Here is a 21,035-nt window from a genome sequence, read left to right as displayed (position 1 = left end):
AATCGAACTGCGAACCATGTTTACACTTCTGCATCAAACCCCGGACTTCCTCGTTATTTGCAAGCATGCTGGCGTGAGTGTGCATAAAGATGACAATGATCAGCCACTACTCGCGGAGGTTGCTGCGGCCACCGGAGATAAACAGCTGTATCTGATCCACCGTCTGGATAAAATGACATCGGGTATTTTGCTACTGGGCCGTCATGCCAAAGCCGCCGCCGAGCTGTCGGGCGGTTTTGCCCGCCGTGAAGTGCAGAAGTTTTATCTCGCGATCAGCAGCAAGAAACCCAAAAAGAAGCAGGGCACAGTGATTGGTGATATGAGCCGTTCACGTCGTCGCAGCTGGAAACTGGATGCAACGCGAGACAATCCGGCCATAACCCAGTTTATTTCAACGGCTGCCGGTGAGGGTCGCCGGCTGTTCCTGTGCAAACCCTGCACAGGGAAAACCCATCAGATCCGGGTGGCGTTGAAAAGTGTGGGGGCCGGCATCACAGGTGACGACATTTATGGCCAGGAAGAGGCAGACCGCGGATATTTACACGCATTTGCCCTGCAGTTTACCTTTCAGGGACAAGTCTGGCGCTTTGTCTGTATGCCAGAACAAGGCTCGCTATGGCAAGTGGCGCAAGTGCAGGCTGCCCTGTCCGGGTGGGCCACGCCCTGGGACATTCCCTGGCCTTCGTTACCTTCAGGGCTGGTTAAACCGCGCGTTGACTAACGCCTTTGCCGCCAGAGCGGCTATCCGTTTAGATTTATTATTCATTTCATACTGGTGATCCATGGACGCTTCTGCTTTACCTCTGTTCTGTCAACATTTGCTGTCACAACTGGCTTCTCCTCCTCATGAGGTGCGCCGGTTATTCCATGGCCGCGGCCGGCGCTGGGCCGGACTGGAGCAACTGACGGCCGACTGGCTTGACGGCCAGGTACTGATATCGCTGTTTAAAGAGCAGGATGCTGACTTTCTGGCGGAATTGGCAGCTTTGCTTCATGAGCTGGTACAGACGGACACCTGGCAGCGCTCAGGGGCTGTGTCGCTTTTGGTACAGCATCGTGACCGGGTGGGATCGCCGATGGAAGTGATCTGGGGGGAGCTGCAAACCTGGCAGCAAGTGACGGAAAATGGCCTTAAGTTTCAGCTTGACTTGGGCCAGAAGCAAAATAACGGTCTGTTTCTGGACATGCGTTATGGCCGTCAGTGGGTCAGGGATGCGGCGAAAGACAGCAAAGTACTCAATTTGTTTGCCTATACGTGCGGATTTTCTGTTGCCGCCATTGCGGGCGGTGCTGAGCATGTGGTTAATCTGGATATGGCCAAAGCGGCTCTGGGGCGCGGCCGGGATAATCACCGGCTGAACGGGCACGATCTGAACAAGGTGAGTTTTTTAGGGCATGATATCTTTAAATCCTGGGGCAAACTGAAAAAGAACGGCCCTTATGATCTGATTATCATTGACCCGCCGTCGTTCCAGAAAGGCAGCTTCGCACTCACGAAAGATTACGCCAAAATTCTGCGCCGTTTGCCGGATATGCTGACAGCCGAAGGCAAGGTGCTGGCCTGTGTGAATTCGCCTGCTGTGTCACCACAGTTTCTGATTGATGGCATGGCTGAGGAAGCACCTGAGCTGAGGTTTATTGAGCGCCTTGATAATCCGCCTGAGTTTGCGGATCTGGAGCACGACAGTGCGCTGAAGGCCATGGTTTTTGCCCGATAAATAAAAATGCCGGAGGATATTTCCGGCATTTTTATTGCGGGTTAGCTTCCTGCCTGCCTGGCTTTCTGTCTGGCAATAGTTCAGGAGCCGGGAGCCACAATCTGGGCACAGAATTGTGCATTGATCGGCTGCTGCACCACGGGTCTTCCCCGCATATCCAGGATCTGAATCAGATAGCCCAGGCCTTCGCTGACCATAGGCGTCAGTTCAGGGTTATTGCAGAAGTTCGCTGCCGCTGCCTGCGCCGCCTGAGTGGGAGGAACTTTACCGCCACCACCGTAGAGAATGGTAATTTCGACGATATGCTGCTGCGCCTTCGCTTTCATGATCTGGTACTGGTCAATCTTGGGATAAGGTGCTTTGGAATTAATGACAGCGGCCCGGCGCTCCGCCAGCTCGTTGGTCAGGTCCTCTTGTGATTTAGCACAGCCAGTGAGAATAACCGCCGCCATCATGGCGGTAAGCAGGGCCTTTATGGATGCTCGATTCATAACCATCAGGCCGGTAGCACTTTTTTGAATGGCTTCACAATGACCTTGTCATAGACACCGGCGTCAATGTAAGGATCCGCATCGGCCCAGGCTTTTGCTTCTTCAAGAGAGCCAAACTCGGCGATGACGGTAGAGCCGGTAAAACCGGCTTCACCCGGGTTGTCGCTGTCAATGGCGGGCATAGGTCCGGCCACCAGCAGCCGGCCTTCATCCTGCAGGGCTTTGAGGCGAGCCAGGTGATTTTCGCGAACGCTCAGACGGCGCTCCAGACTGTTTTCAACATCTTGAGAAAAAATGACGTACCACATGCGTTCTGTCTCCCTGTACTTGTGGTGGAATGCAGCCGTTATCATAGCGGAATGAAAAAGCCCCAACCAGCGGTCAGGGCAGATAAATCAGGCTTTCTTAATCGGACGAGGGCGGCCATCGGCATCAATGGCCACATAATTGAAGGTCGCTTCACTGACTTTGTAACGCTCACCAATACCCTCATTGCCAACGGGCTTCACCCACACTTCCATGGCGACAGAGAGCGACGTATTACCAATACGGTTACATTCGCCATAACAGCACACCACATCGCCCACACCGACGGGGGCTTTAAACACTATGTTGTCGACAGAAACGGTAACCACTTTACCGCGGGATATTTCCTTAGCCAGAATCGCACCGGCCAGATCGAGCTGTGACATTATCCAGCCACCAAAAATATCGCCATTTGCATTGGTATCAGCAGGCATGGCTAAAGTGCGAAGTAATAACTGGCCTCGTGGGACATTATTTTCTGAATTCATCATAAATCATGTGTTGGGAAGATATATTCATATGGTCATCAATATTGCGCTGGCTTGCAAGCACAATGCACCTGGTCTGACCCAGGTCTGATGGAACTTTGAACGAAAATCGGATCCATAGTGGCAGAAAACAAAAAAGGCTGTCGGTTGACAGCCTTTGGGAGATGGCAGAAGTAGCCGTTTAGGCTTCGTTCTGTGTTGCCATACGTACGTCTTCTTTCTGCTCGTCAGTGATCAGGCTGTCCACAATCACAGCACAGGCAGCATCACCTGTGATATTGAGTGCGGTACGGATCATGTCGAAGATACGGTCCAGTGCGAACAGCAGCGGCAGACCTTCAATAGGAATACCTGCCGACAGCAGTACAGCCACGACCAGGAATGAAGGACCCGGTACACCGGCCTGACCCACGGCACCCAGTGTCGAAGTCACTATGATGGCGACATACGCGCTCATAGACAGGTCGATATTGAACAGCTGGGCAAAGAAGATAGCAACCAGGCCATAATAGATAGCGTTACCGCTCATATTGATGGTCGCGCCAAGCGGCAGTACGAAAGCCGCCGTGCTGTTTCTCACTTTCAGCTCTTCTTCGCAGGTTTCCATGGTGACAGGCAGTGTTGCCATGGAAGAGGCGGTAGACAGTGCAACAGCCTGAGGCTTCTTCATTGCAGCCAGGAACTTGATTGGCGATGTCTTGCTGAAGCATTTGATCATCAGCGGGTAGAACACGAAGCCGTACACCAGGATGGCAGCAATGTAGACAACGAACAGTTTGAACACCACCATCAGGGCGTCAAAGCCAAACGTACCTACGGCATCAGCCATCAGGCCGAACACGCCGATAGGCGCGATCTTCATGACTACGTTGATCATCCAGACCATAGCGTCAACGATGGAATTAACACCGTTGATCAGCGGGTCACGGCGTTCTTTTTCCAGTTTGGAAACGGCGAGACCGAAGAACAGACAGAACACCAGAATTTGCAGGATGTTTGCTTCATTCAGGGATTGGAAAATGTTGGTTGGGATCATACCCAAAATAGTTGCCCAGAACGAAGGCAGGTCACCTTTGTCAGCATAGGTATTTGCGAACATGCCCTGTACGCCGGTCAGGTCGACACCCATACCTGGCTGGAACACTTCACCCATAAACAGCGCCAGTGCAACGGCAACTGCTGATGTCAGGCCAAAGAAACCCAGAGTAATCAAGCCGATCTTACCAGCTGACTGGCTGCTACCCAGACCGGCTGCGCCAGAGATGATAGCCACAGCAACCAGAGGGATCACCAGCATTTTAATCAGGTGGATGAAAATACTGCCCAGCGGAGCAAACATGCTCGCCGAGTGCCCCATCATTGCACCGGCCAATGCACCCAAGCACATGGCAATGACAACCTGTACTCCAATGTTGCCAAGTAGTCCTTGTTGTTTTAGCACCTTGAACACCTTTATTGTGGAAGTTGTTAATTGATGAAAGACTTATGTTTCGCAAATGTTGATTAATTTGAGTCAATATTTTGCGGGTTAAGGTTTTACAGCAGAATAATGCGATAATCAATGTTGAAATTCGTTACTTTCTACTTGGGTTACGATTTAGGGGCGATTTATTTTAATAGGCTGGCGGGCTTATGCATTACGTTTTTTATGCTCGGGAAGGGGGGATGTAAAAGCGTTGTTAACACAAAAGCCCCGGCTTGTAATCAAGCCAGGGCTCTGTTCTGGGTGAAGGAAATGCATCAGCCTTTGGTGGCTTGCTTCATGCTGTGGATGAATTGTCCTAATGCATGGAGCAAAGCGTCCGGATTATCTTTGTGCTGCTCAATAATTTTCACTACCGCAGAGCCGGATATCGCCCCGGCAGCACCGGCTTTGATCGCGTCAGACACCTGTGCCGGCTCTGAGATCCCAAAACCCAGCAGTGCGGGGGGCGCTTTATATTCGGCCAGTGAGGCCAGCAGATGGTCAATAGGCATACCTGCTTTGGTTTCCGCCCCGGTTACACCGGCGCGCGACAGCAGGTAAGTATAACCACCGCCGAACTCGGCCACGGTTTTCAGCGTATTTGCCGTGGCATTGGGCGGGGCGATGAAAATCGGGTGAATCCCGTATTTTTCCGCCGCCTGCCGGAACTCTGCAGATTCATTAACAGGCACATCTGCGACCAGAACCGAGTCAACGCCTGCTTCCTGGCAACGACGGTAAAAATGCTCAATGCCGCCTGCAAACACCAGGTTGGCGTACATCAGCAGGCCAATGGGCAACTCGGGGTACTTTTCCCGCACCTGTGTTAACAGCTCAAAACAGGTGTCAGGGGTGGTGCCGGCATCCAGCGCACGGATAGTTGCCCCCTGAATGGTCGGGCCGTCGGCGAGCGGGTCTGAAAATGGTATACCCAGCTCAAGGGCATCGGCCCCGGATTCAACTAAGGTATCAATGATCTGTAACGAGAGTGCCGGACTCGGATCCCCCAAGGTGACAAAAGGAACAAACGCGCCTTCCTGTTTGGCCGCTAAACGGCTGAATAAAGCTTGATAACGGTCCATTACAGGGCTCCCTTTTCATCCAGAATCTTATGTACGGTAAAGATATCTTTGTCGCCACGGCCAGATAGGTTAACCACCAGGAGTTGTTCCTTTTCTGGTTCATCTTTAATCAGCTTGAGTGCATACGCGAGGGCATGTGCCGATTCCAGCGCCGGAATAATGCCTTCATTACGGGCCAGCGCCTGAAAAGCATCCAGTGCTTCGTCGTCGGTTACTGAGCCGTATTCCGCGCGGCCGGTGGCATTGAGATGGGCATGCTGAGGGCCGACAGACGGGAAGTCCAAACCGGCAGAGATAGAGTAAGACTCCTCCACCTGACCATGTTCATCCTGCATTAACGGGGCTTTCATACCGAAGAAAATCCCCAGCTTGCCATGTTTCAGCGGCGCGCCGTGCATGTGGGTATCCAGGCCCAGACCGGCAGGCTCCACACCAATCAGTTTCACACTGGTGTCTTCGATAAAATCGGCAAACATGCCGATAGCGTTGGAACCGCCGCCGACACAAGCAATTACCGCATCCGGCAGGCGGCCTTCTTTGTCAAGAATCTGCGCTTTGGTTTCCTCGCCGATAATGCGCTGGAATTCACGGACTATGGTTGGGAAAGGGTGCGGCCCTGCTGCTGTTCCCAGCAGATAATGCGCCTTGTCGTAAGTGGCGGACCAGTCACGCATGGCTTCGTTACAGGCATCTTTCAAGGTCGCTGAGCCGGAATGAACCGGAATGACTTCTGCGCCCATCAGTTTCATGCGAAACACGTTGGGGCTCTGGCGCTCAACGTCTTTGGCGCCCATGTAAATGCGGCATTTCAGGCCCAGCAGGGTGCAGGCCAGGGTATGGGCCCTGGACGACAGGCGGCAATTTTTGCAGGTATTCCAGATCAGGTTCCGGCCTACAGCCTGAACATGGTATGTGGTAGTGGCATGAAAGCGGTCATGGACGCTGCTGCACACATTAAAGCCGGTGACGCTGAGCTGGTGGTGGCTGCCGGTGCCGAAAACATGTCGCAGATTCCGTTTACCGTACCCGCTTCCATCCGTGATGGACAGAAAATGGGTAATCTGCAACTGACTGATTTACTGATTAACGACGGTCTGACCGATGTCTTTAATCAGTACCACATGGGTGTGACGGCTGAAAATGTCGTTGAAAAAGTGGGTCTGACCCGTGAACAACAGGACAACTTTGCGCTGGCAAGCCAGCAAAAAGCGGTAGTTGCCATTGAACAGGGCAAATTTGCTGAAGAAATCGTTTCTGTTGAAGTGAAAGAGCGTCGTGAGACGAAAACGGTTGATACGGATGAGTATCCGAAAGCCGATGCAACATTGGAAGGTTTGCAGAAACTGCGTCCAGCATTCAAACCTGAAGGTTCAGTAACCGCAGGAAACGCATCAGGTATCAATGATGGTGCGAGTGCAATCATTGTGGCTTCTGCTGCCGCCGTAGAAAAATATGGTTTAACACCGCTGGCAGAAATCGAAAGTTATGCGCAAGCGGGTGTTGCCCCTGAGGTCATGGGTCTTGGCCCTGTACCAGCGGTAATGAAAGCCCTGGAGAAAGCCGATTTAAACATTGATTCAGTGGGTCTGTTTGAGTTTAACGAAGCCTTTGCCGGGCAGGCATTGGGCGTGTTGCATGAGCTGGCTGACAACTTGAATACCAAGGTCGAAGACTTGGCCGAGCGTAGCAATGTTAATGGTGGTGCGATTGCCTTGGGTCACCCTCTGGGTGCATCGGGTAACCGTATTATTGTCAGTCTGCTGCACGAGATGCGCCGCCGTGGAACAGAGTATGGCCTTGCCACACTGTGCGTCGGTGGCGGTATGGGTACAGCTATCGTACTGAAAAGTGTCTAAACGACTCGTTAACTAACTGGCGTCAGTATTCACTGGCGCTGAAAATAGCACTTAAATTAAGGAAACATATTATGTATACGGAAATGTTTAAATCTTTCTCTGAGCAAACTGAAAAATCTCTGGCACCTTATGTGAAATTCAACAAGCTGTTCACTAAGAACGTGGAAGAGCTGACTGAACTTCAACTGGCAGCAGTACGTGCTTACAGCGATTTGGGTCTGTCTCAGCTTAAAGCAATCAGTGAAATCAAGGATCTGCAATCACTGACTTCTTTCCAAAGCCAACAGCTGGAAAACCTGACTAATCTGTCTAAGCAACTGGTTGATGACAGCAACAAGTTTTCAGCACTGGCTCAAGGCTTCAAAACTGAAGTTGAAGAGCTGGTTGCAGAGAATGTAAAGCAAGTTACACCCGCTTAAGTTCTTTTCCTGTCTTAATGCCGTCCCGTCTTGTGGGCGGCATTTTTAGTCCAAAAGCAGAGGTCATTGCGATGAACCCGAATTTTTTCACGGACTACTTTGCTAAACTCCAGGAAATGAACCAAGCGTGGTGGAAGGAGTTTGATTCCGGCAAGGCAGCCATTAATACTCCGCTCAATAAAGCGCTGAGTGAGTTGAATCTGGAAGACACAACGGCTTGGCTGGAAAATGCATCTGCGCAGCCTGCTGTTATTGCAAAAATTCAGATGGATTGGTTTGAAAGCCAAATGAAGATTTTGCAAAACGTCACTATGTCTGGTGATAATCAGGATGTTGTTACTCCGGCAAACGATGATAAACGATTTATCGATCCTGCCTGGCAAAACGAAGCTTTTTATAACTGCATCAAGCAATCTTATTTGCTGTTCAGCAATAAGATGAAAGAGACCATTGATTCTATTGAAGGTTTAGACGATAAAGCGAAAGAACGTTTGAACTTCTTTTCGCGTCAGGCTATTAACGCACTATCGCCGACCAACTTTATTACCACCAACCCTGAGCTGGCAAAACTGACGGTTGAAACCAACGGTCAGAACCTGATTAAAGGGATGGAACTGCTGCATGAAGACATGCAGTCCAGTGCGGATGTACTGAAAATTCGCATGACAAATGGCGATGCATTCCAGGTGGGCGATAATATCGCCAACACGCCAGGACAAGTCATTTTCAAAAATGACTTGTTTGAACTTATTCAGTACAAACCGCTGACAGAAACCGTGAATGCGACCCCTGTACTGATTGTGCCGCCGTTTATCAACAAATATTACATCATGGATCTGCGAGAAAAGAACTCTATGGCTCGCTGGATGGTGGAGCAGGGACATACTGTCTTCATGATTTCATGGCGTAATCCTGATGCGACAATGCAGGATGTGGATTTCGATACCTATGTATTGGAAGGCGCGCTAAAAGCATTGGATGTTGCTGAAAGTGTTAGTGGTGTCAATCAAATTCACACCGTAGGTTATTGTATTGGCGGTACCTTGTTGGCCACTGCCCTGGCGTACAGCTCTGCGAAACGCATGCGTAACCGTGTGAAGTCCGCCACTTTCTTTACCACTATCCTCGATTTCTCTCAGCCGGGTGAAATTGGCGCTTATATTAATGATCCGATTATTTCGGCCATTGAAGCCCAGAATGAGCTGAAAGGCTATATGGACGGTCGCTCACTGAGCGTGACCTTTAGTCTGCTGCGTGAAAACAGCTTGTACTGGAACTATTACGTTAATAATTACCTGAAAGGAAACAGCCCTATCGATTTTGATCTGCTGTTCTGGAATGGTGATAGCACCAACGTGGCGAAAGCGTGTCACAGTACATTGTTACGTCAGTTCTATCTGGAAAATAAACTGATGGATCCGAAAGGGTATAAAGTAGGTGGCGTGTATATTGATTTGTCGAAGATCAAAGTACCGACTTACTTTATTTCTACTCAGGAAGACCATATTGCTCTGTGGCAGGGTACTTATCGCGGCTCGAAAGTGCTGAAGGGTGATTCAGTGTTCGTGCTGGGTGAGTCCGGTCATATTGCTGGTATCATTAATCATCCTGACAAAAATAAGTACGGTTTTTATACCAACGATAACGCTGAATCTGATCCCGAAGCCTGGCTGGCGGGGGCGACCCACCACGACGGCTCATGGTGGAATCACTGGAATACCTGGTTGAATGGCTTTAATTCCGAAGAGCAGGTATCTGCCCGTGATGTTGGCAATGAAAGCTTCCCACCTATAGGTCCAGCACCTGGTGATTATGTGAAGCAAACACTGCCGATTGAGTTTTCAAACTCAAATTAATCGCTGATAACCACATCGACATTGCAAAAACCAGTGGCTTGCCACTGGTTTTTTTATGGTTGAAGCACAAACGTTGTAATCGTCTGGATCATTGGTGTCTGTCCAGGGACAGTGGGCTAAAGCGCCTGTCCCGATAATACTCGTCAGCACGATTCATCTCTCTGTATTTGAACGCTTTATCTCTTAAGAAATCCCCTCATTTAAGGCGTCCCTATCTATACTGGTTTTATGACTACCCAAAGAGGTAAGGACGGCATGCAGCACGAGCAGCAAACTGCAGGGATAACTGGGTGTGAGGAATGCGGCCTGGTGGTTGCTCTGCCTGTGTTAGAGCCTGGGCAGCGTGCATGTTGTCCGCGTTGTGGGCATTTGCTGATGAAAACCATCAAACACCCTCAGCAGCGGACATTGGCCTATGGTATCGCTTGTCTGGTTATGCTGGTACTGAGTGTCAGTTTTCCTTTTATGTCCTTCAGTGTGCAAGGTATTCAGCAAGAAATCACCCTGATGCATTCTGCTCAGATGCTCGCTCAGTTCGAGAACAGTTTATTAGGTTTATTGTTGTTAATGACTGTTGTTATTTTACCGGCTTGTTATATCACCTCTGTTTTATACCTGTATTGGGTTAGTGCAGAACATGGAAAGATTGATAGCGACAGTGTCAGCCACAGAGTCAAAAGCTTGTGCCGGCTGACTTTGCGTATCGAACCCTGGCTGATGGTTGATGTCTTCCTGATAGGCATTCTGGTCAGTCTGATCAAAATTGCCGCACTGGCAGATGTCGGGCTGGGGATGTCATTCTGGGCCTTTTGCCTTTATACAATGCTGGTTGTGAAATGTGTCGCCATGGTTGACAGAACCTGGCTCTGGCTGCAGTTTGCCCCTATGGTGCCGTTGCCGGAAGTAAAAGCTGGCGACAGCCACCATTCTCGTAACCATATCTCCTGCCACACTTGCGCGCAGCTAAACCCTGTTGCTGATGGCCATCAGCAAAGGTGTATTCGCTGTGGCGGGAAGCTGCATCCCTATCATCCGGCTAAAAATCTGCAATATGCCTGGGCGTTATTGCTGGCTTCGGCTGTCTTTTTATTCCCGGCAAATCTGTATCCGATGATGTACACGGTAAGCTTGGGTAAATCAGAGGGCTCAACCATTATTGGCGGGGTTGTGCTGCTCTGGCATCACGGGTCCTATCCCATCGCCATGGTGATCTTTATCGCCAGCGTGGTGATCCCTCTGGCCAAGATTTTTGCACTTGGATGGCTCTTTTTTGCGGCAGCGCGAAACATTGACGATGAAGACAGAAAAGCCATACGGCGTTTAAAGCTGTACAGGATGGCTGAGTTTATCGGTCGGTGGTCGATGATTGATATTTTTGTCGTGGCACTGCTTGTTGCTTTGGTGCAGTTACAGAATTTGATGGCGATTTATCCGGGACCGGCAGCGCTGTCTTTTGCTTCGGTTGTCATACTGACCATGTTAGCGGCGATGGTGTTTGATCCGCGTGTTTTCTGGCAAAACATGCTGTCAGGAGAAAAAACAGACCAGTCCACAAAGCCGGAACACAGTGTGAACACGACCATTATTCATAAGGAACCCCATTCATGAGCGATCAAACGCCGCCAAAAGCTGAAGTCAGCCAGATTCGACAGCTATCACTGATCTGGCTGGTTCCGATTGTTGCTGTATTGATTGGCTTTTGGATGCTGATCCAGTTTCTGGCCAGTAAAGGCCCAGAAGTAACACTTAAGCTCAATACCGCAGAAGGTCTCGAAGTGGGTAAAACTGAAATCAAAGCTTTGAATGTCAAAGTCGGTGTCATTACCAATGTAAAACTCAGTGATGATTACAATTCAATTTTAGCGACAGCCCAGATGGACAAAGATGCCGAAAGAATGTTGAGAACCGACACGCGGTTTTGGGTGGTGAAACCACGTATCGGCAAGGAAGGGATATCCGGGTTGGAAACCTTATTATCCGGTGCGTATATTGAGCTGCAGCCCGGTGTGGAGAGCGATGAGCAGCGCACATTCACCGTCCTGGATATCCCCCCGGTAGCACCGCTGGATGCGAAAGGACTACGTTTGATCCTGACCCATAATGAGGCAGGAAAGTTAAGCGTTGGTGATCCTGTTCTTTACGAAGGGTTTACTGTCGGTCGGGTGGAGCAGGTCAGCTTTGATACCCAATCAAAAAAAGCGAATTATCAGCTATTTATCTTTGAACCTTATGACGGTCTGATTCGAAAGCGAACCCGATTCTGGTTAACGTCCGGTGTGGAACTGAACATGTCGGCCGAGGGCTTTAATCTCAAAATCGGTTCGGTGGAATCACTCATCACAGGGGGCGTGAGTTTTAATATTCAGCAAGGTGCCGATCCTGGCGAACTCATCACTAAACAGCTCAGCCGATTCCGGCTTTACAACAATCAGAATGAAGTGCAGGAGCGCTTTTATGATCAGTACCTGGAATATGTGTTGCTGTTCGACGAATCGGTACGTGGGTTGAGTGAAGGGGCACCGGTTGAATATCGCGGGATCCGCATTGGTACTGTGTCTAAAGTGCCTCTACGTTTGCCCAACCAAACCCGCGGTTTTTCCAATCAGCAAATTCCGGTGCTTGCCAGATTAGAACTCGCGCGAGTGCAGGAGTATGTAGGGACTGAAAACCTGCAGACATTACAGGAAGATCTCAGTCATCAGTTTCGGGAAGGTTTACGTGCTTCATTGAAAACCGCTAATTTCTTAACCGGGCAATTAATGGTGGATGTGGAGTTTTACCCGGAAGAGCCGGATCCCAGGCTGCTGACCTACCAGGAGTATGATGTTTTTCCCACCAAAGCCGGTGGGTTTGCAGAGATTCAAAAACAGGTCGCTTCGTTACTTGATAAGTTAAACAACTTACCCGTGGAAAGTACTCTCAAGGGGCTGAATCAGACGCTGGCCGCGACTGAGCGCACGTTGAAAGCCGCTGAGCAGGCAGCAAAAAGTGTGAATGTGTTGCTTGCACAACAGGATACAAAAGCCATACCAGCGGAACTGCGAAACAGCCTGGCGCAAATTCAGGCGACGTTAAACAGTTACGGCTCCGACGGTGCGACTTACCGAAATCTCGAACAGGTGCTGATACGGTTTGAGCAGGTGATGAAAGAGTTGCAACCGGTACTAAGGCAAGTGAACGACAAGCCTAACTCGCTGATTTTTTCAGACAGTAAAGGTAAAGATCCGATACCCGCAGCAGGAGTACAATAATGAATTTTCGTCACTGTTTACTATCTGCCGTTTGGTTGGCTGGGCTGGTGTTGACAGGTTGCAGCAGTCAGCCTGAAGAATCGGATATTACAACTTACCTGCTACCTCAGGCGCCTGAGCAATCGGCGCCGGCGTTAGTTACACAACAGCCAATATTAGTGGTATCACCGGTTGAAATGGCGCTGCACTTAACGGGCACAGGGTTAGTTTATCAAACCAGTCACACAGCCGTGGTTCAGGCGCAGCAAAATCTGTGGGCTGAAGATATTACCCGTCAACTTACACGGCGTATTAACGGCGATCTGCGCCTGAAGCAGTCACGTTACTGGCCGACAGAGTTATCGGCAGCGATAAAAACGGCCAATGTGCCCAGACTGCAAGTCAGGGTAAACGCCTTTAATGGCCATTTCAGCGGCTCGGCGTATTTCAGTGGTGAGTGGATCTTGACCGGACAAAACGGAGACCTGAAAACTGTGCAGCCATTCAGTTTTCAGGTCCCTTTAAAAGAGCCGGGGTACAGTGCGCAGGTGGATGCCTTGTCGGAAGCCGTGAATCGGCTTACCACTCAGATCGCTCAGCGTGTGTCAGCTGTGGCTTTGTATTCCGGGGAGCGCAGCAGCCTCTAGCGTTGTTGTAATCGGTAATACCCGTTCATCCAGCACTCGGGCAGCCCTTCACCAGACGGAAAAGCCAGGTGCTGTTTGTCTATTGAGACAGGATCAGCCAGATCTTCACCGGATTGAAACTGTACAGTGACATGGCGTTTAAAGGGGTTGGTGAGTGAGGCCATGTCTACCACATCAACCAGATCCCCGGTTTTCGCTTCTTTCAAAAACATAGTACCAACCTCCAGCAGTCATCAGGTCATGGAAGGGGTATTCTAATTATGGTCGATTTTATCTCAGGCGTTGAAAAGGACGATTTTTAATGGAGCAGTATTATTGGGGCATAGATCTGGGAGGCACAAAAGTGGAGTGTGCGGTGATGGCACGCTCAGATGATCGCTGCGTACTTCGCGAGCGCATTCCCAGTCAGGCTGAGAAAGGTTATACACATCTGCTGCAGCGAATAAAGTTGCTGGTGGACAGCTGTGCGGAGCAGCTTGGTTGCTATCCGAATGCGATTGGTTTTGGGACGCCGGGTGCGTTGGACCCGGCAACCGGTGTCATGAAAAATTGTAATTCAACGGCCTTAAACGGGCAGCCACTGGATGCTGATCTGGCTGAGTTACTGAATGTGAAAGTCAGGGTGGCTAACGATGCGAACTGCCTTGTGCTGGCAGAAACGCAATTAGGTGTGGTTCAGCAAGTAAGCCCTGATGCTGACGTTGTCTTTGGTATCATCATGGGTACGGGTGTGGGAGCTGGGATTGTCGTTAACGGCAAAGTTATTAATGGCTTGCATGGCATAGCCGGTGAGTGGGGGCACAATGTTATCGAGCCGGAAGGACGAGCCTGTTATTGCGGAAAATACGGCTGCCTCGAAACCGTAATATCCGGGCCAGGTTTGGAACAGGCTTATCATGCCAGGACCGGCGAGCAGGTATCATTGAATGACATTATGCGACTGGCTCAGCAGGGCGATCTTGATGCGAGGTATGTGGAGGAACGATTAATTCACTATTTTGGCCTTGCAGTTGCACAGGTGATTAATATCCTGGATCCCGATGTGATTATCGTCGGCGGTGGTGTTGGCAATATCGACAAGCTATACGATGCGGGCAGGCAGGCGATAATGCCGCATTTATTTAATTCAGTGTTAAAAACCCCTGTTGTGAAACCGATTTTAGGGGACAGCGCAGGTGTTTTTGGTGCTGCAATGTTAGTGAAATAAGTAAATTGTTCTCTGCCAAACAGCAAGATAATGGCATGTTTTGAGATATCGGCCCTGCTTATTGTAAGAGATATCTCACAAGAATGTGGGAGATTACGTTTATTTCATGGCTGTTAATTCTCATAGTAAATAAATTAATCTTTATCATTCAACCTGATAGGTTAAATGATTGAGTTGTTACTTTAATTGATATGTAAAGTGTGATCTCCGTTCGTTGCGCAGAATCCTGAATCGAGTAATCTGTACCGCGTCGGAAGGAACTGACGGAACGGAACAGGAACAGGCCACGGATTTTGGCAGTCTCAGGATGAGACAGGTACATCAGGAAGGTGTATCGACAAGGACTGTGAAGGGAACAATCGGATGGATTCGATACAGTAGGTAGGATGCTTACTGGTCAGGACGACATAAGGACCGCTTCAGGAAGAAGTCAGGGACACCTCCAGGATGGAGAAGAGAGTTGTAACAGGACGTTGCAATGGGTCAGGGTAAGACCAAGTGGAACACCTCCGGGACGGAGTTTTAGGGAAACGCTGAAGGATACAGCAATATCAAGGAATGATGCAGGGAGCACATTAGTAGCTGGATTGCTGCAAGTAAGACCTAAGGGCGCAACGAAAGTTGCGCCCGCTCTTTTTTATAGCCAGAAATTTTTGTATCCCTAAAGTCCTGTCAACCCGCCACAATCTGCGGCTTCTGCTTCAGACTGACAATCAGCATATAAACCGCCGTGCTGGCCAAAGCAACAAAGAAGAAGTTGTTCAGTCCGTGCTCCTGTTCCAAAAAGGTTCCGGCGACCAACGGGCCGGCAACAGAACCAAAGCTGTAGCTGAAGAGCATGATCTGTGTGGCAGATACAATCACCGATGAATCCAGCTCATCACATGCCAGCGAGATTGCAATCGGATACAGCGCAAAAGAAGACATACCCAGTAGCGCCAAACCCACCACCATAATACTGTAACCGGGAATCAGGCTCATCAGTCCGGTTGCAAAAATACCTAACAGACAGGCCGCTGCCATCAGCAGGGTTTTACTCATCTTACAGGATAACGCGCTGACCACAGGCTGAATGGCCATGCCACCCAGAACGGTCGAAGCCATTAAGCCACCGATTTGCTCAGCGGTCAGGTTTTGCATCTGCAGCGAAATGGGCAAAAGGCCATAGACCGAGCTCATGACAATACCTGAGACGAAACAACCCAGTACCGCAGGTTTGCTCAATGCAAAAATCTGGCGGGCAGACAGGCTGATGTGTTGTTCGCAAGCCGGTTGTGATTGCTTGCATGCCAGCGCGGGTATTGTCGCCAGCGCGATCAAAGCCAGAATACTGACAAAAGGCAGCAATCCTTCCACACCAATGAAGCCAATGCCAAATTGCCCCAGAGTACCGCCACCGTACAGGGCTGTCATGTATAAACCCAGACGCTTGGCTCGTTCTTTTTTGTTATCGCCAATCAGTAGCCAGGACTCAACGACCACAAAGATGCCTGCCACAGCGATACCGGCCACAAAGCGTGCCATCAGCCAGGTCAGTTGCTCTGGTACTATCGGCATAATGACAATAGTGACTGCCAGCAGTGCCAGAAAACTGACAAAGGCAATTCTGTGCCCGACACGAGCCACCACTTTTTCGACCAGCAGTGCGCCAATCAGCAAGCCTAAATAAAACGTACTGGCCAGCCAACTGGCCAGAGAAGCAGGCAGAGCAAAAAAACTTAACGTCAGTGGGATCAGGCTCATTAGATAACCTGATGCAATAGCAAAAATCGCCAGGCCGGCAACCGGTACAAAAATACCGCCGGACTGACGCGTAGCAGTGATATGACTCACTACACTAATCTCCAAATTAAAGGGTGCAGGCCTTGCAGGGGAGCCGTTTGGGTCAACAGCTTTGGGTGGACCTGCGCAAAGACGTTACAGGCGGCGCCTGTGTATATTGCGCAGAATATGGACTGAAAAACGATGAAGGTAAAATGAGAAAAAGTAATATCCAGAGTCGGTTTTTCTCACACATATTATATGGAAAAATGGCTATTTAGAGCTGTTAGTGTTTAATCTGGTTAAATCTGTGTTAACCATAATATTAATTGTTATTATTCAAATGTTTATGATTGATAAAAATAGAGATTAGCCAATTATTTAGATGTGTAAATATTTGTTGTCTATCAAATAGTTGTGGTTAACTTTTAACCAGTCATGGGCTGGCAGCATAAAATAATTTCTTTTTTGTTTAATTGTCAGCATTAGTCTCGTGAAAAGAGGCCCGGTAGCTCTTTTTGGTGCAAAGATTCACTTATCCAGTGCAAATTTTTATGGTTGTTTTTGGTTAACAAGCGGAAGGGATTACATCAACTGATTATAAATCAATGGGTTGCAAAGTTGGCACGATGTGTGCATTGTTATAGTCAGGCTGTGGTGGTGAAAACTTGTAATCTTGCAGGTCACTGATTACAAGCGATCTCCAAGCCACTGCAGACTACTGAGTGTAGGTACATTTTGTCGATGATTGACTGTGGTGCTGTTCCGCGTAGCGGGGGAACAGCACCTTTTTTTATGCGGCGTTTATCGCTTGTTTCTCAGATAGCGTTTACGTCTTTCTTCTTTGTTCTTGGCTTTATCGGCCGCTTTACGTTCATTGTCCAGAGCGACATCAATCAATTCCTGAGTGATCATCTCAGGCCGTTCCATGGTGATTTGTCCCAGTGTGCCATTGCGCAGCTCATTGATCAGAATCTCGGACGCTTTGTGTAAATCCACTTTACCGCCTGAACGCAAGCAGCCGCGTTTACGGCCAATGGCTTCCATCAGCTCAATTTCAGAGTCGGGTAATTCATCTTCCAGCTCGTAACGCTTCTGCAAAAGGCTCGGGTAGGCGTCTTTCAAATATTCCACCGTAAAGAAAGCCACATCAATATAGTCCATGGCGGTATCTTTTACGGCACCGGTAGCAGCCAGACGGAAACCACTGTGCGGGTTTTCTACTTTTGGCCACAAAATACCCGGAGTGTCAGACAGCACAATGCCGTTTTGCAGATTAATGCGCTGCTGCTGACGGGTAACGGCTGGCTGGTTTCCTGTAATGGCAACCGATCGGCCCGCGAGGGTATTGATGATGGTCGATTTACCGACATTGGGAATACCCATGATCATGGTGCGAATGTTTTTGCCCATTTCTTCACGGTTGGGCGCCAGCTTACGGCACAGCTCCAGAATCTTGTGAACTTCATTCTGGTTTTCTGTGGTGATCGCCATGGCTTTCACATTGTGCTCTTTCTCCAGATGCGCAATCCACAGCTCTGTCATTTCCGGATCGGCAAGATCGCGTTTGTTCAGCACCTTAATAACCGGTTTATCGCCACGCAAAGACGCAATCAGCGGGTTTTCGCTGCTGAAAGGGATGCGGGCATCAAGCACTTCAATAATGACGTCGACTTTTGGAATGGCTTCTTCAATTTCTTTACGGGCTTTGTGCATGTGGCCCGGAAACCATTGGATAGTTGTGCTAGACATTAGAAAATTTGACCTTATTTGTGTTTCTTGGTGGAAATCCAACACCCGCTTGTCTGAGTCAGGCCAAAAGCCCGGATGTTGTTTTAGACTGATTGGTCTGCAACCCTCATGATTGCAGTTCACAAAGTCGTGTTGTTTTTTGTGATCTTAACACTATAACGCCCGCACGTGGTAGGCAGGCGGGAGCGCAACAAAGGGATATAGAGGTTGCATTGCCTGAAATCCTGGTTTTTTATCCAACATTTTACTTGAGCGCCGTCACACTCGGACTTATAGTGCGTTGTTGGTTATTGAGTTGGCATCTTATGTCCTGGCATATCATTCGCATGTTTTGGTTATCGTTTTTTGCGCTGTTCTTCTCTGCGCAGGCGATGGCGTGCCTGGATGATCAAGGCGCAGGGGCGACGGTTAAACACCGAGTTGTTGCAGAATCCCGCCTGATTGATGCCGTTCTCAGCGAACCTGCTTCCTGCCATAAAAAATCTTCGGATTCAGCACCGGCCACCCAATCACAGCATTCGGGCTCTGCGGTCGCTATTCTTCATTCGGTCCGCTGGCACATCTCGCAGCGATACAATGTTCATGACGGTGACCCGGATCGTCTTGATCTGGCTCCGCCTTGGTATCCGGTCAGCGACACCCGTCTGACGCAGCGTTTTGTTCAGCCGCCAGGATACCTGGCTTATCAGGATTTTCGCCCTTCTTATCGTCTTTCCGGCTGGAAAGAAACCAACGCCATGTATGTGGCACTCAACAGCCTCTACTTCATCTGATTATCCCTCGTCATTGAGTGACATTGTCACATTTATTGTTTTTTAACTCGGCACATCGCTGAGGGGATATTGATGAAGAAAAATCATTCGAGAGCATCCGTTCGGGTGTTGAATCACTATGCTGCCTGGAAGTATCTGGTCCTGGTGGTCACTCTGGTGATACTGGCATTGAGTGCCATTCCAACCTGGTACGGCGAGCAGCCGTCTATTCAGATCCAGTCAGCCAACGTCGACAGTGAGCTGAATCATGTGGTCAGCGTGAACCGATACCTGAAACAGCAGGGGATTGAGGCGCAGGAAATTACGCAGCAAAACAACCAGATGACCATCGTTTTTGATAACGAAGCGGATCAGTCTCAGGCTCGTGAAGCGCTGGATAAGCGGGTGCAAGAAGGCGATAGCATCACCTATTCATACGTCTCCGTGGCACCTGAGTGGTTCGGAAAAATGGGTTTCAGCCCGATTCAGCTCGGCCTGGACTTACGTGGTGGCGTGCAGTTTCTGCTGAATGTGGATATTGATACCGCGTTTCAGGAACAGCGCACCGCGATTATGGATGATGTGACAGAGATGCTGCGCAATGAGCATCTGCGCGGGGTACGCATCAGACAGCATGATACGGATGGTTTCAGCGTTGAAACCAAAGCAGAGACTAAAGACGCCACTGTGCTGAACCTGATCAGCCAGTATGTGAAACAGCATTATCCGGGCTGGGATGTCAAACGGGGTTCAGACAGCCTGACCGTAATGCCGACTAAACAAAACAAGCTTGATTTCCAGTCGGCGACGCTGCAGCAGAACCTGAAGATCATGCGTGATCGTATTGAAGAGCTGGGTATTACCGAAGCGTTAGTTCAGCGCCAGGGCGAGCACAGCATCCGTATTGAGCTGCCGGGTGTGCAAGATCCGTCGCAGGCCAAAAATGTAATTGGTGCCACCGCCAGTCTGGCATTTTATGAAGTGAAATCGGGTTCTGAAGCAGGCTCCGCTGATGTGATCAGGCTGAAAGATAACAGTGGCCGCACTGTGATTCTGAATAAACGTCCGGTACTGAGCGGCGAGCACATTGTCAATGCACGGGCAGGTATGGATCAGGTGGGGTTCTCGGAAGTGAACATTTCGCTCGATCATGCCGGTGGCAAGATTATGAGCGACTTTTCGGGCAAACATATCGGCAAACCGATGGCGACCGTCTACCGCGAATACAAAACCAATGCCCGGGGTGATACCGAGCGCAGCGAGCGCGTCATCAGTGTTGCTACCATTCAGGCGCAGTTGGGTAACCAGTTCCGTATTACCGGAGCGGGCTCCCCGGATGAAGCGCAGCAACTTGCCTTGCTGTTACGTGCTGGCTCGCTGACGGCGCCGGTGACTATCGTTGAAGAACGCACTATAGGCGCATCGCTGGGTGCGGAAAACATAGAAAACGGCTTTTCCGCATTGGCACTGGGTATGGCACTGACGCTGACCTTCATGGCCTTGTGGTATCGCCGACTTGGCTGGGTGGCCAATGTCGCGCTGATGGCAAACATGGTGTGCCTGCTGGGCCTCATTGCATTGCTGCCGGGTGCTGTGCTGACTCTGCCGGGGATCGCCGGGCTGGTACTGACCGTAGGTATGGCGGTGGATACTAACGTACTGATCTTCGAGAGAATCAAAGACAAACTGGCCGAAGGCCGGAGCTTTGCTCAGGCTATCGACCTGGGTTTCAGCAGCGCATTCAGTACGATACTGGATGCCAACATCACGACTATGATTACCGCATTGATCCTGTACTCCATCGGAAACGGGCCCATTCAGGGCTTTGCGCTGACCTTAGGGCTGGGACTGCTGACCAGCATGTTTACCGGCGTGTTTGCTTCACGGGCACTGATTAATCTGATTTGGGGACGCGACAACCGTCGTGATGTGAGGGTGTAAAGATGGCTAGTTATTTGAAATCCCGGATTCGGAATATCCGTTACATCACCAGTATTGTGTCTAT

Annotated in this window: 19 protein-coding genes and 1 pseudogene; 11 read left to right on the top strand and 9 right to left on the bottom strand. The window is 49.8% G+C overall.

From position 1 onward, the window contains the following. Nucleotides 1-16: 16 nt before the first annotated feature. A complete protein-coding gene (locus P0Y67_RS18220; protein ID WP_342393042.1) occupies nucleotides 17-721 on the top strand; it encodes a TIGR01621 family pseudouridine synthase in 705 nt (234 codons plus the stop codon). Between the two features lie 61 nt (nucleotides 722-782). After that, the gene (locus P0Y67_RS18215) at nucleotides 783-1,718 is read left to right on the top strand and encodes a class I SAM-dependent methyltransferase (protein WP_342393034.1); all 936 of its coding nucleotides are present in this window, start codon (nucleotides 783-785) and stop codon (nucleotides 1,716-1,718) included. Nucleotides 1,719-1,798: 80 nt separating this feature from the next. Here the strand turns inward: P0Y67_RS18215 and gspS2 are convergent, their stop codons facing one another. The 6 genes and pseudogenes from gspS2 to trpB all read right to left on the bottom strand — a co-directional run. After that, nucleotides 1,799-2,209, bottom strand: a complete 411-nt coding sequence (gene gspS2 / locus P0Y67_RS18210; protein WP_342393033.1) for a type II secretion system pilot lipoprotein GspS-beta — start codon at nucleotides 2,207-2,209, stop codon at nucleotides 1,799-1,801. A gap of 5 nt (nucleotides 2,210-2,214) precedes the next feature. Beyond that, nucleotides 2,215-2,517 (bottom strand): YciI family protein, encoded by a 303-nt coding sequence (locus P0Y67_RS18205; protein ID WP_027253406.1) that lies wholly within the window; start codon nucleotides 2,515-2,517, stop codon nucleotides 2,215-2,217. An 87-nt stretch (nucleotides 2,518-2,604) separates the two neighbouring features. Further along, complete coding sequence (gene yciA, locus P0Y67_RS18200; protein WP_027253405.1) at nucleotides 2,605-3,003, bottom strand: acyl-CoA thioester hydrolase YciA; 399 nt, start codon at nucleotides 3,001-3,003, stop codon at nucleotides 2,605-2,607. Between the two features lie 181 nt (nucleotides 3,004-3,184). Next, nucleotides 3,185-4,453: a dicarboxylate/amino acid:cation symporter gene (locus P0Y67_RS18195; protein ID WP_342393032.1), complete on the bottom strand. Its 1,269-nt coding sequence runs from the start codon at nucleotides 4,451-4,453 to the stop codon at nucleotides 3,185-3,187. A 290-nt stretch (nucleotides 4,454-4,743) separates the two neighbouring features. After that, nucleotides 4,744-5,550, bottom strand: a complete 807-nt coding sequence (trpA, locus tag P0Y67_RS18190; RefSeq protein WP_342393031.1) for a tryptophan synthase subunit alpha — start codon at nucleotides 5,548-5,550, stop codon at nucleotides 4,744-4,746. Further along, nucleotides 5,550-6,392, bottom strand: a pseudogene (gene trpB / locus P0Y67_RS18185) (tryptophan synthase subunit beta); the annotation flags it as partial. The gene trpA and the pseudogene trpB, both read right to left, overlap by 1 nt. On the opposite strand from trpB, the gene P0Y67_RS18180 reads away from it, so the two are divergent. The 6 genes from P0Y67_RS18180 (at nucleotide 6,318) to P0Y67_RS18155 (ending at nucleotide 13,558) form a co-directional block, all read left to right on the top strand. Continuing rightward, nucleotides 6,318-7,406, top strand: coding sequence for an acetyl-CoA C-acyltransferase (locus P0Y67_RS18180; protein WP_446728856.1), 1,089 nt, complete (start codon nucleotides 6,318-6,320; stop codon nucleotides 7,404-7,406). The pseudogene trpB and the gene P0Y67_RS18180 sit on opposite strands and share 75 nt — an antisense overlap. Before the next feature lie 71 nt (nucleotides 7,407-7,477). Beyond that, nucleotides 7,478-7,825, top strand: a complete 348-nt coding sequence (locus P0Y67_RS18175) for a phasin family protein (RefSeq protein WP_046220227.1) — start codon at nucleotides 7,478-7,480, stop codon at nucleotides 7,823-7,825. Nucleotides 7,826-7,896: 71 nt separating this feature from the next. Beyond that, a complete protein-coding gene (gene phaC / locus P0Y67_RS18170) occupies nucleotides 7,897-9,681 on the top strand; it encodes a class I poly(R)-hydroxyalkanoic acid synthase (RefSeq protein WP_342393029.1) in 1,785 nt (594 codons plus the stop codon). 255 nt (nucleotides 9,682-9,936) lie between these two features. Continuing rightward, on the top strand, nucleotides 9,937-11,289 hold the full coding sequence (locus P0Y67_RS18165) for a paraquat-inducible protein A (protein WP_342393041.1): 1,353 nt from the start codon (nucleotides 9,937-9,939) through the stop codon (nucleotides 11,287-11,289). Next, entirely contained in the window at nucleotides 11,286-12,932 is a 1,647-nt protein-coding gene (gene pqiB / locus P0Y67_RS18160; protein WP_342393028.1) for an intermembrane transport protein PqiB, read from the top strand. The genes P0Y67_RS18165 and pqiB overlap by 4 nt, the downstream gene beginning before the upstream one ends. Further along, a complete protein-coding gene (locus P0Y67_RS18155; protein ID WP_342393027.1) occupies nucleotides 12,932-13,558 on the top strand; it encodes a PqiC family protein in 627 nt (208 codons plus the stop codon). The genes pqiB and P0Y67_RS18155 overlap by 1 nt, the downstream gene beginning before the upstream one ends. On the opposite strand, the gene P0Y67_RS18150 is transcribed toward P0Y67_RS18155, so the two are convergent. Beyond that, nucleotides 13,555-13,770, bottom strand: a complete 216-nt coding sequence (locus P0Y67_RS18150; RefSeq protein ID WP_342393026.1) for an acetyltransferase — start codon at nucleotides 13,768-13,770, stop codon at nucleotides 13,555-13,557. The two genes, P0Y67_RS18155 and P0Y67_RS18150, sit on opposite strands and share 4 nt — an antisense overlap. Nucleotides 13,771-13,859: 89 nt before the next feature. Between P0Y67_RS18150 and P0Y67_RS18145 the strand changes: the two genes are divergently transcribed. After that, on the top strand, nucleotides 13,860-14,765 hold the full coding sequence (locus P0Y67_RS18145; protein ID WP_342393025.1) for an ROK family protein: 906 nt from the start codon (nucleotides 13,860-13,862) through the stop codon (nucleotides 14,763-14,765). A gap of 672 nt (nucleotides 14,766-15,437) precedes the next feature. Here P0Y67_RS18145 and P0Y67_RS18140 read toward each other — a convergent pair. Then, entirely contained in the window at nucleotides 15,438-16,598 is a 1,161-nt protein-coding gene (locus P0Y67_RS18140) for an MFS transporter (protein ID WP_342393024.1), read from the bottom strand. Between the two features lie 732 nt (nucleotides 16,599-17,330). Further along, the gene (gene ylqF / locus P0Y67_RS18135) at nucleotides 17,331-18,278 is read right to left on the bottom strand and encodes a ribosome biogenesis GTPase YlqF (protein ID WP_342393023.1); all 948 of its coding nucleotides are present in this window, start codon (nucleotides 18,276-18,278) and stop codon (nucleotides 17,331-17,333) included. A gap of 305 nt (nucleotides 18,279-18,583) precedes the next feature. Between ylqF and P0Y67_RS18130 the strand changes: the two genes are divergently transcribed. Together P0Y67_RS18130 and secD are read left to right on the top strand one after the other, a co-directional pair. Beyond that, nucleotides 18,584-19,051 (top strand): hypothetical protein, encoded by a 468-nt coding sequence (locus tag P0Y67_RS18130; RefSeq protein ID WP_342393022.1) that lies wholly within the window; start codon nucleotides 18,584-18,586, stop codon nucleotides 19,049-19,051. A 72-nt stretch (nucleotides 19,052-19,123) separates the two neighbouring features. Beyond that, nucleotides 19,124-20,971: a protein translocase subunit SecD gene (secD, locus tag P0Y67_RS18125; RefSeq protein ID WP_446728854.1), complete on the top strand. Its 1,848-nt coding sequence runs from the start codon at nucleotides 19,124-19,126 to the stop codon at nucleotides 20,969-20,971. The last annotated feature ends 64 nt before the right edge of the window (nucleotides 20,972-21,035 follow it).

Origin of the sequence: Photobacterium sp. SP02 (assembly GCF_038519165.1) — a bacterium.
Classification (GTDB): domain Bacteria; phylum Pseudomonadota; class Gammaproteobacteria; order Enterobacterales; family Vibrionaceae; genus Photobacterium; species Photobacterium halotolerans.
Note: the sequence above shows the minus strand (reverse complement) of the source record. Positions and strands in the feature narration are given on the sequence as shown.

What these genes read in the sequence shown, in the direction of transcription:
- P0Y67_RS18220 (WP_342393042.1), top strand. Translation starts at nt 17, where the DNA reads ATGTTTACACTTCTGCATCAAACCCCGGACTTCCTCGTTATTTGCAAG.
- P0Y67_RS18215 (WP_342393034.1), top strand. Translation starts at nt 783, where the DNA reads ATGGACGCTTCTGCTTTACCTCTGTTCTGTCAACATTTGCTGTCACAA.
- gspS2 (WP_342393033.1), bottom strand. Translation starts at nt 2,209, where the DNA reads ATGAATCGAGCATCCATAAAGGCCCTGCTTACCGCCATGATGGCGGCG.
- P0Y67_RS18205 (WP_027253406.1), bottom strand. Translation starts at nt 2,517, where the DNA reads ATGTGGTACGTCATTTTTTCTCAAGATGTTGAAAACAGTCTGGAGCGC.
- yciA (WP_027253405.1), bottom strand. Translation starts at nt 3,003, where the DNA reads ATGAATTCAGAAAATAATGTCCCACGAGGCCAGTTATTACTTCGCACT.
- trpA (WP_342393031.1), bottom strand. Translation starts at nt 5,550, where the DNA reads ATGGACCGTTATCAAGCTTTATTCAGCCGTTTAGCGGCCAAACAGGAA.
- P0Y67_RS18175 (WP_046220227.1), top strand. Translation starts at nt 7,478, where the DNA reads ATGTATACGGAAATGTTTAAATCTTTCTCTGAGCAAACTGAAAAATCT.
- phaC (WP_342393029.1), top strand. Translation starts at nt 7,897, where the DNA reads ATGAACCCGAATTTTTTCACGGACTACTTTGCTAAACTCCAGGAAATG.
- P0Y67_RS18165 (WP_342393041.1), top strand. Translation starts at nt 9,937, where the DNA reads ATGCAGCACGAGCAGCAAACTGCAGGGATAACTGGGTGTGAGGAATGC.
- pqiB (WP_342393028.1), top strand. Translation starts at nt 11,286, where the DNA reads ATGAGCGATCAAACGCCGCCAAAAGCTGAAGTCAGCCAGATTCGACAG.
- P0Y67_RS18155 (WP_342393027.1), top strand. Translation starts at nt 12,932, where the DNA reads ATGAATTTTCGTCACTGTTTACTATCTGCCGTTTGGTTGGCTGGGCTG.
- P0Y67_RS18150 (WP_342393026.1), bottom strand. Translation starts at nt 13,770, where the DNA reads ATGTTTTTGAAAGAAGCGAAAACCGGGGATCTGGTTGATGTGGTAGAC.
- P0Y67_RS18145 (WP_342393025.1), top strand. Translation starts at nt 13,860, where the DNA reads ATGGAGCAGTATTATTGGGGCATAGATCTGGGAGGCACAAAAGTGGAG.
- ylqF (WP_342393023.1), bottom strand. Translation starts at nt 18,278, where the DNA reads ATGTCTAGCACAACTATCCAATGGTTTCCGGGCCACATGCACAAAGCC.
- P0Y67_RS18130 (WP_342393022.1), top strand. Translation starts at nt 18,584, where the DNA reads ATGTCCTGGCATATCATTCGCATGTTTTGGTTATCGTTTTTTGCGCTG.
- secD (WP_446728854.1), top strand. Translation starts at nt 19,124, where the DNA reads ATGAAGAAAAATCATTCGAGAGCATCCGTTCGGGTGTTGAATCACTAT.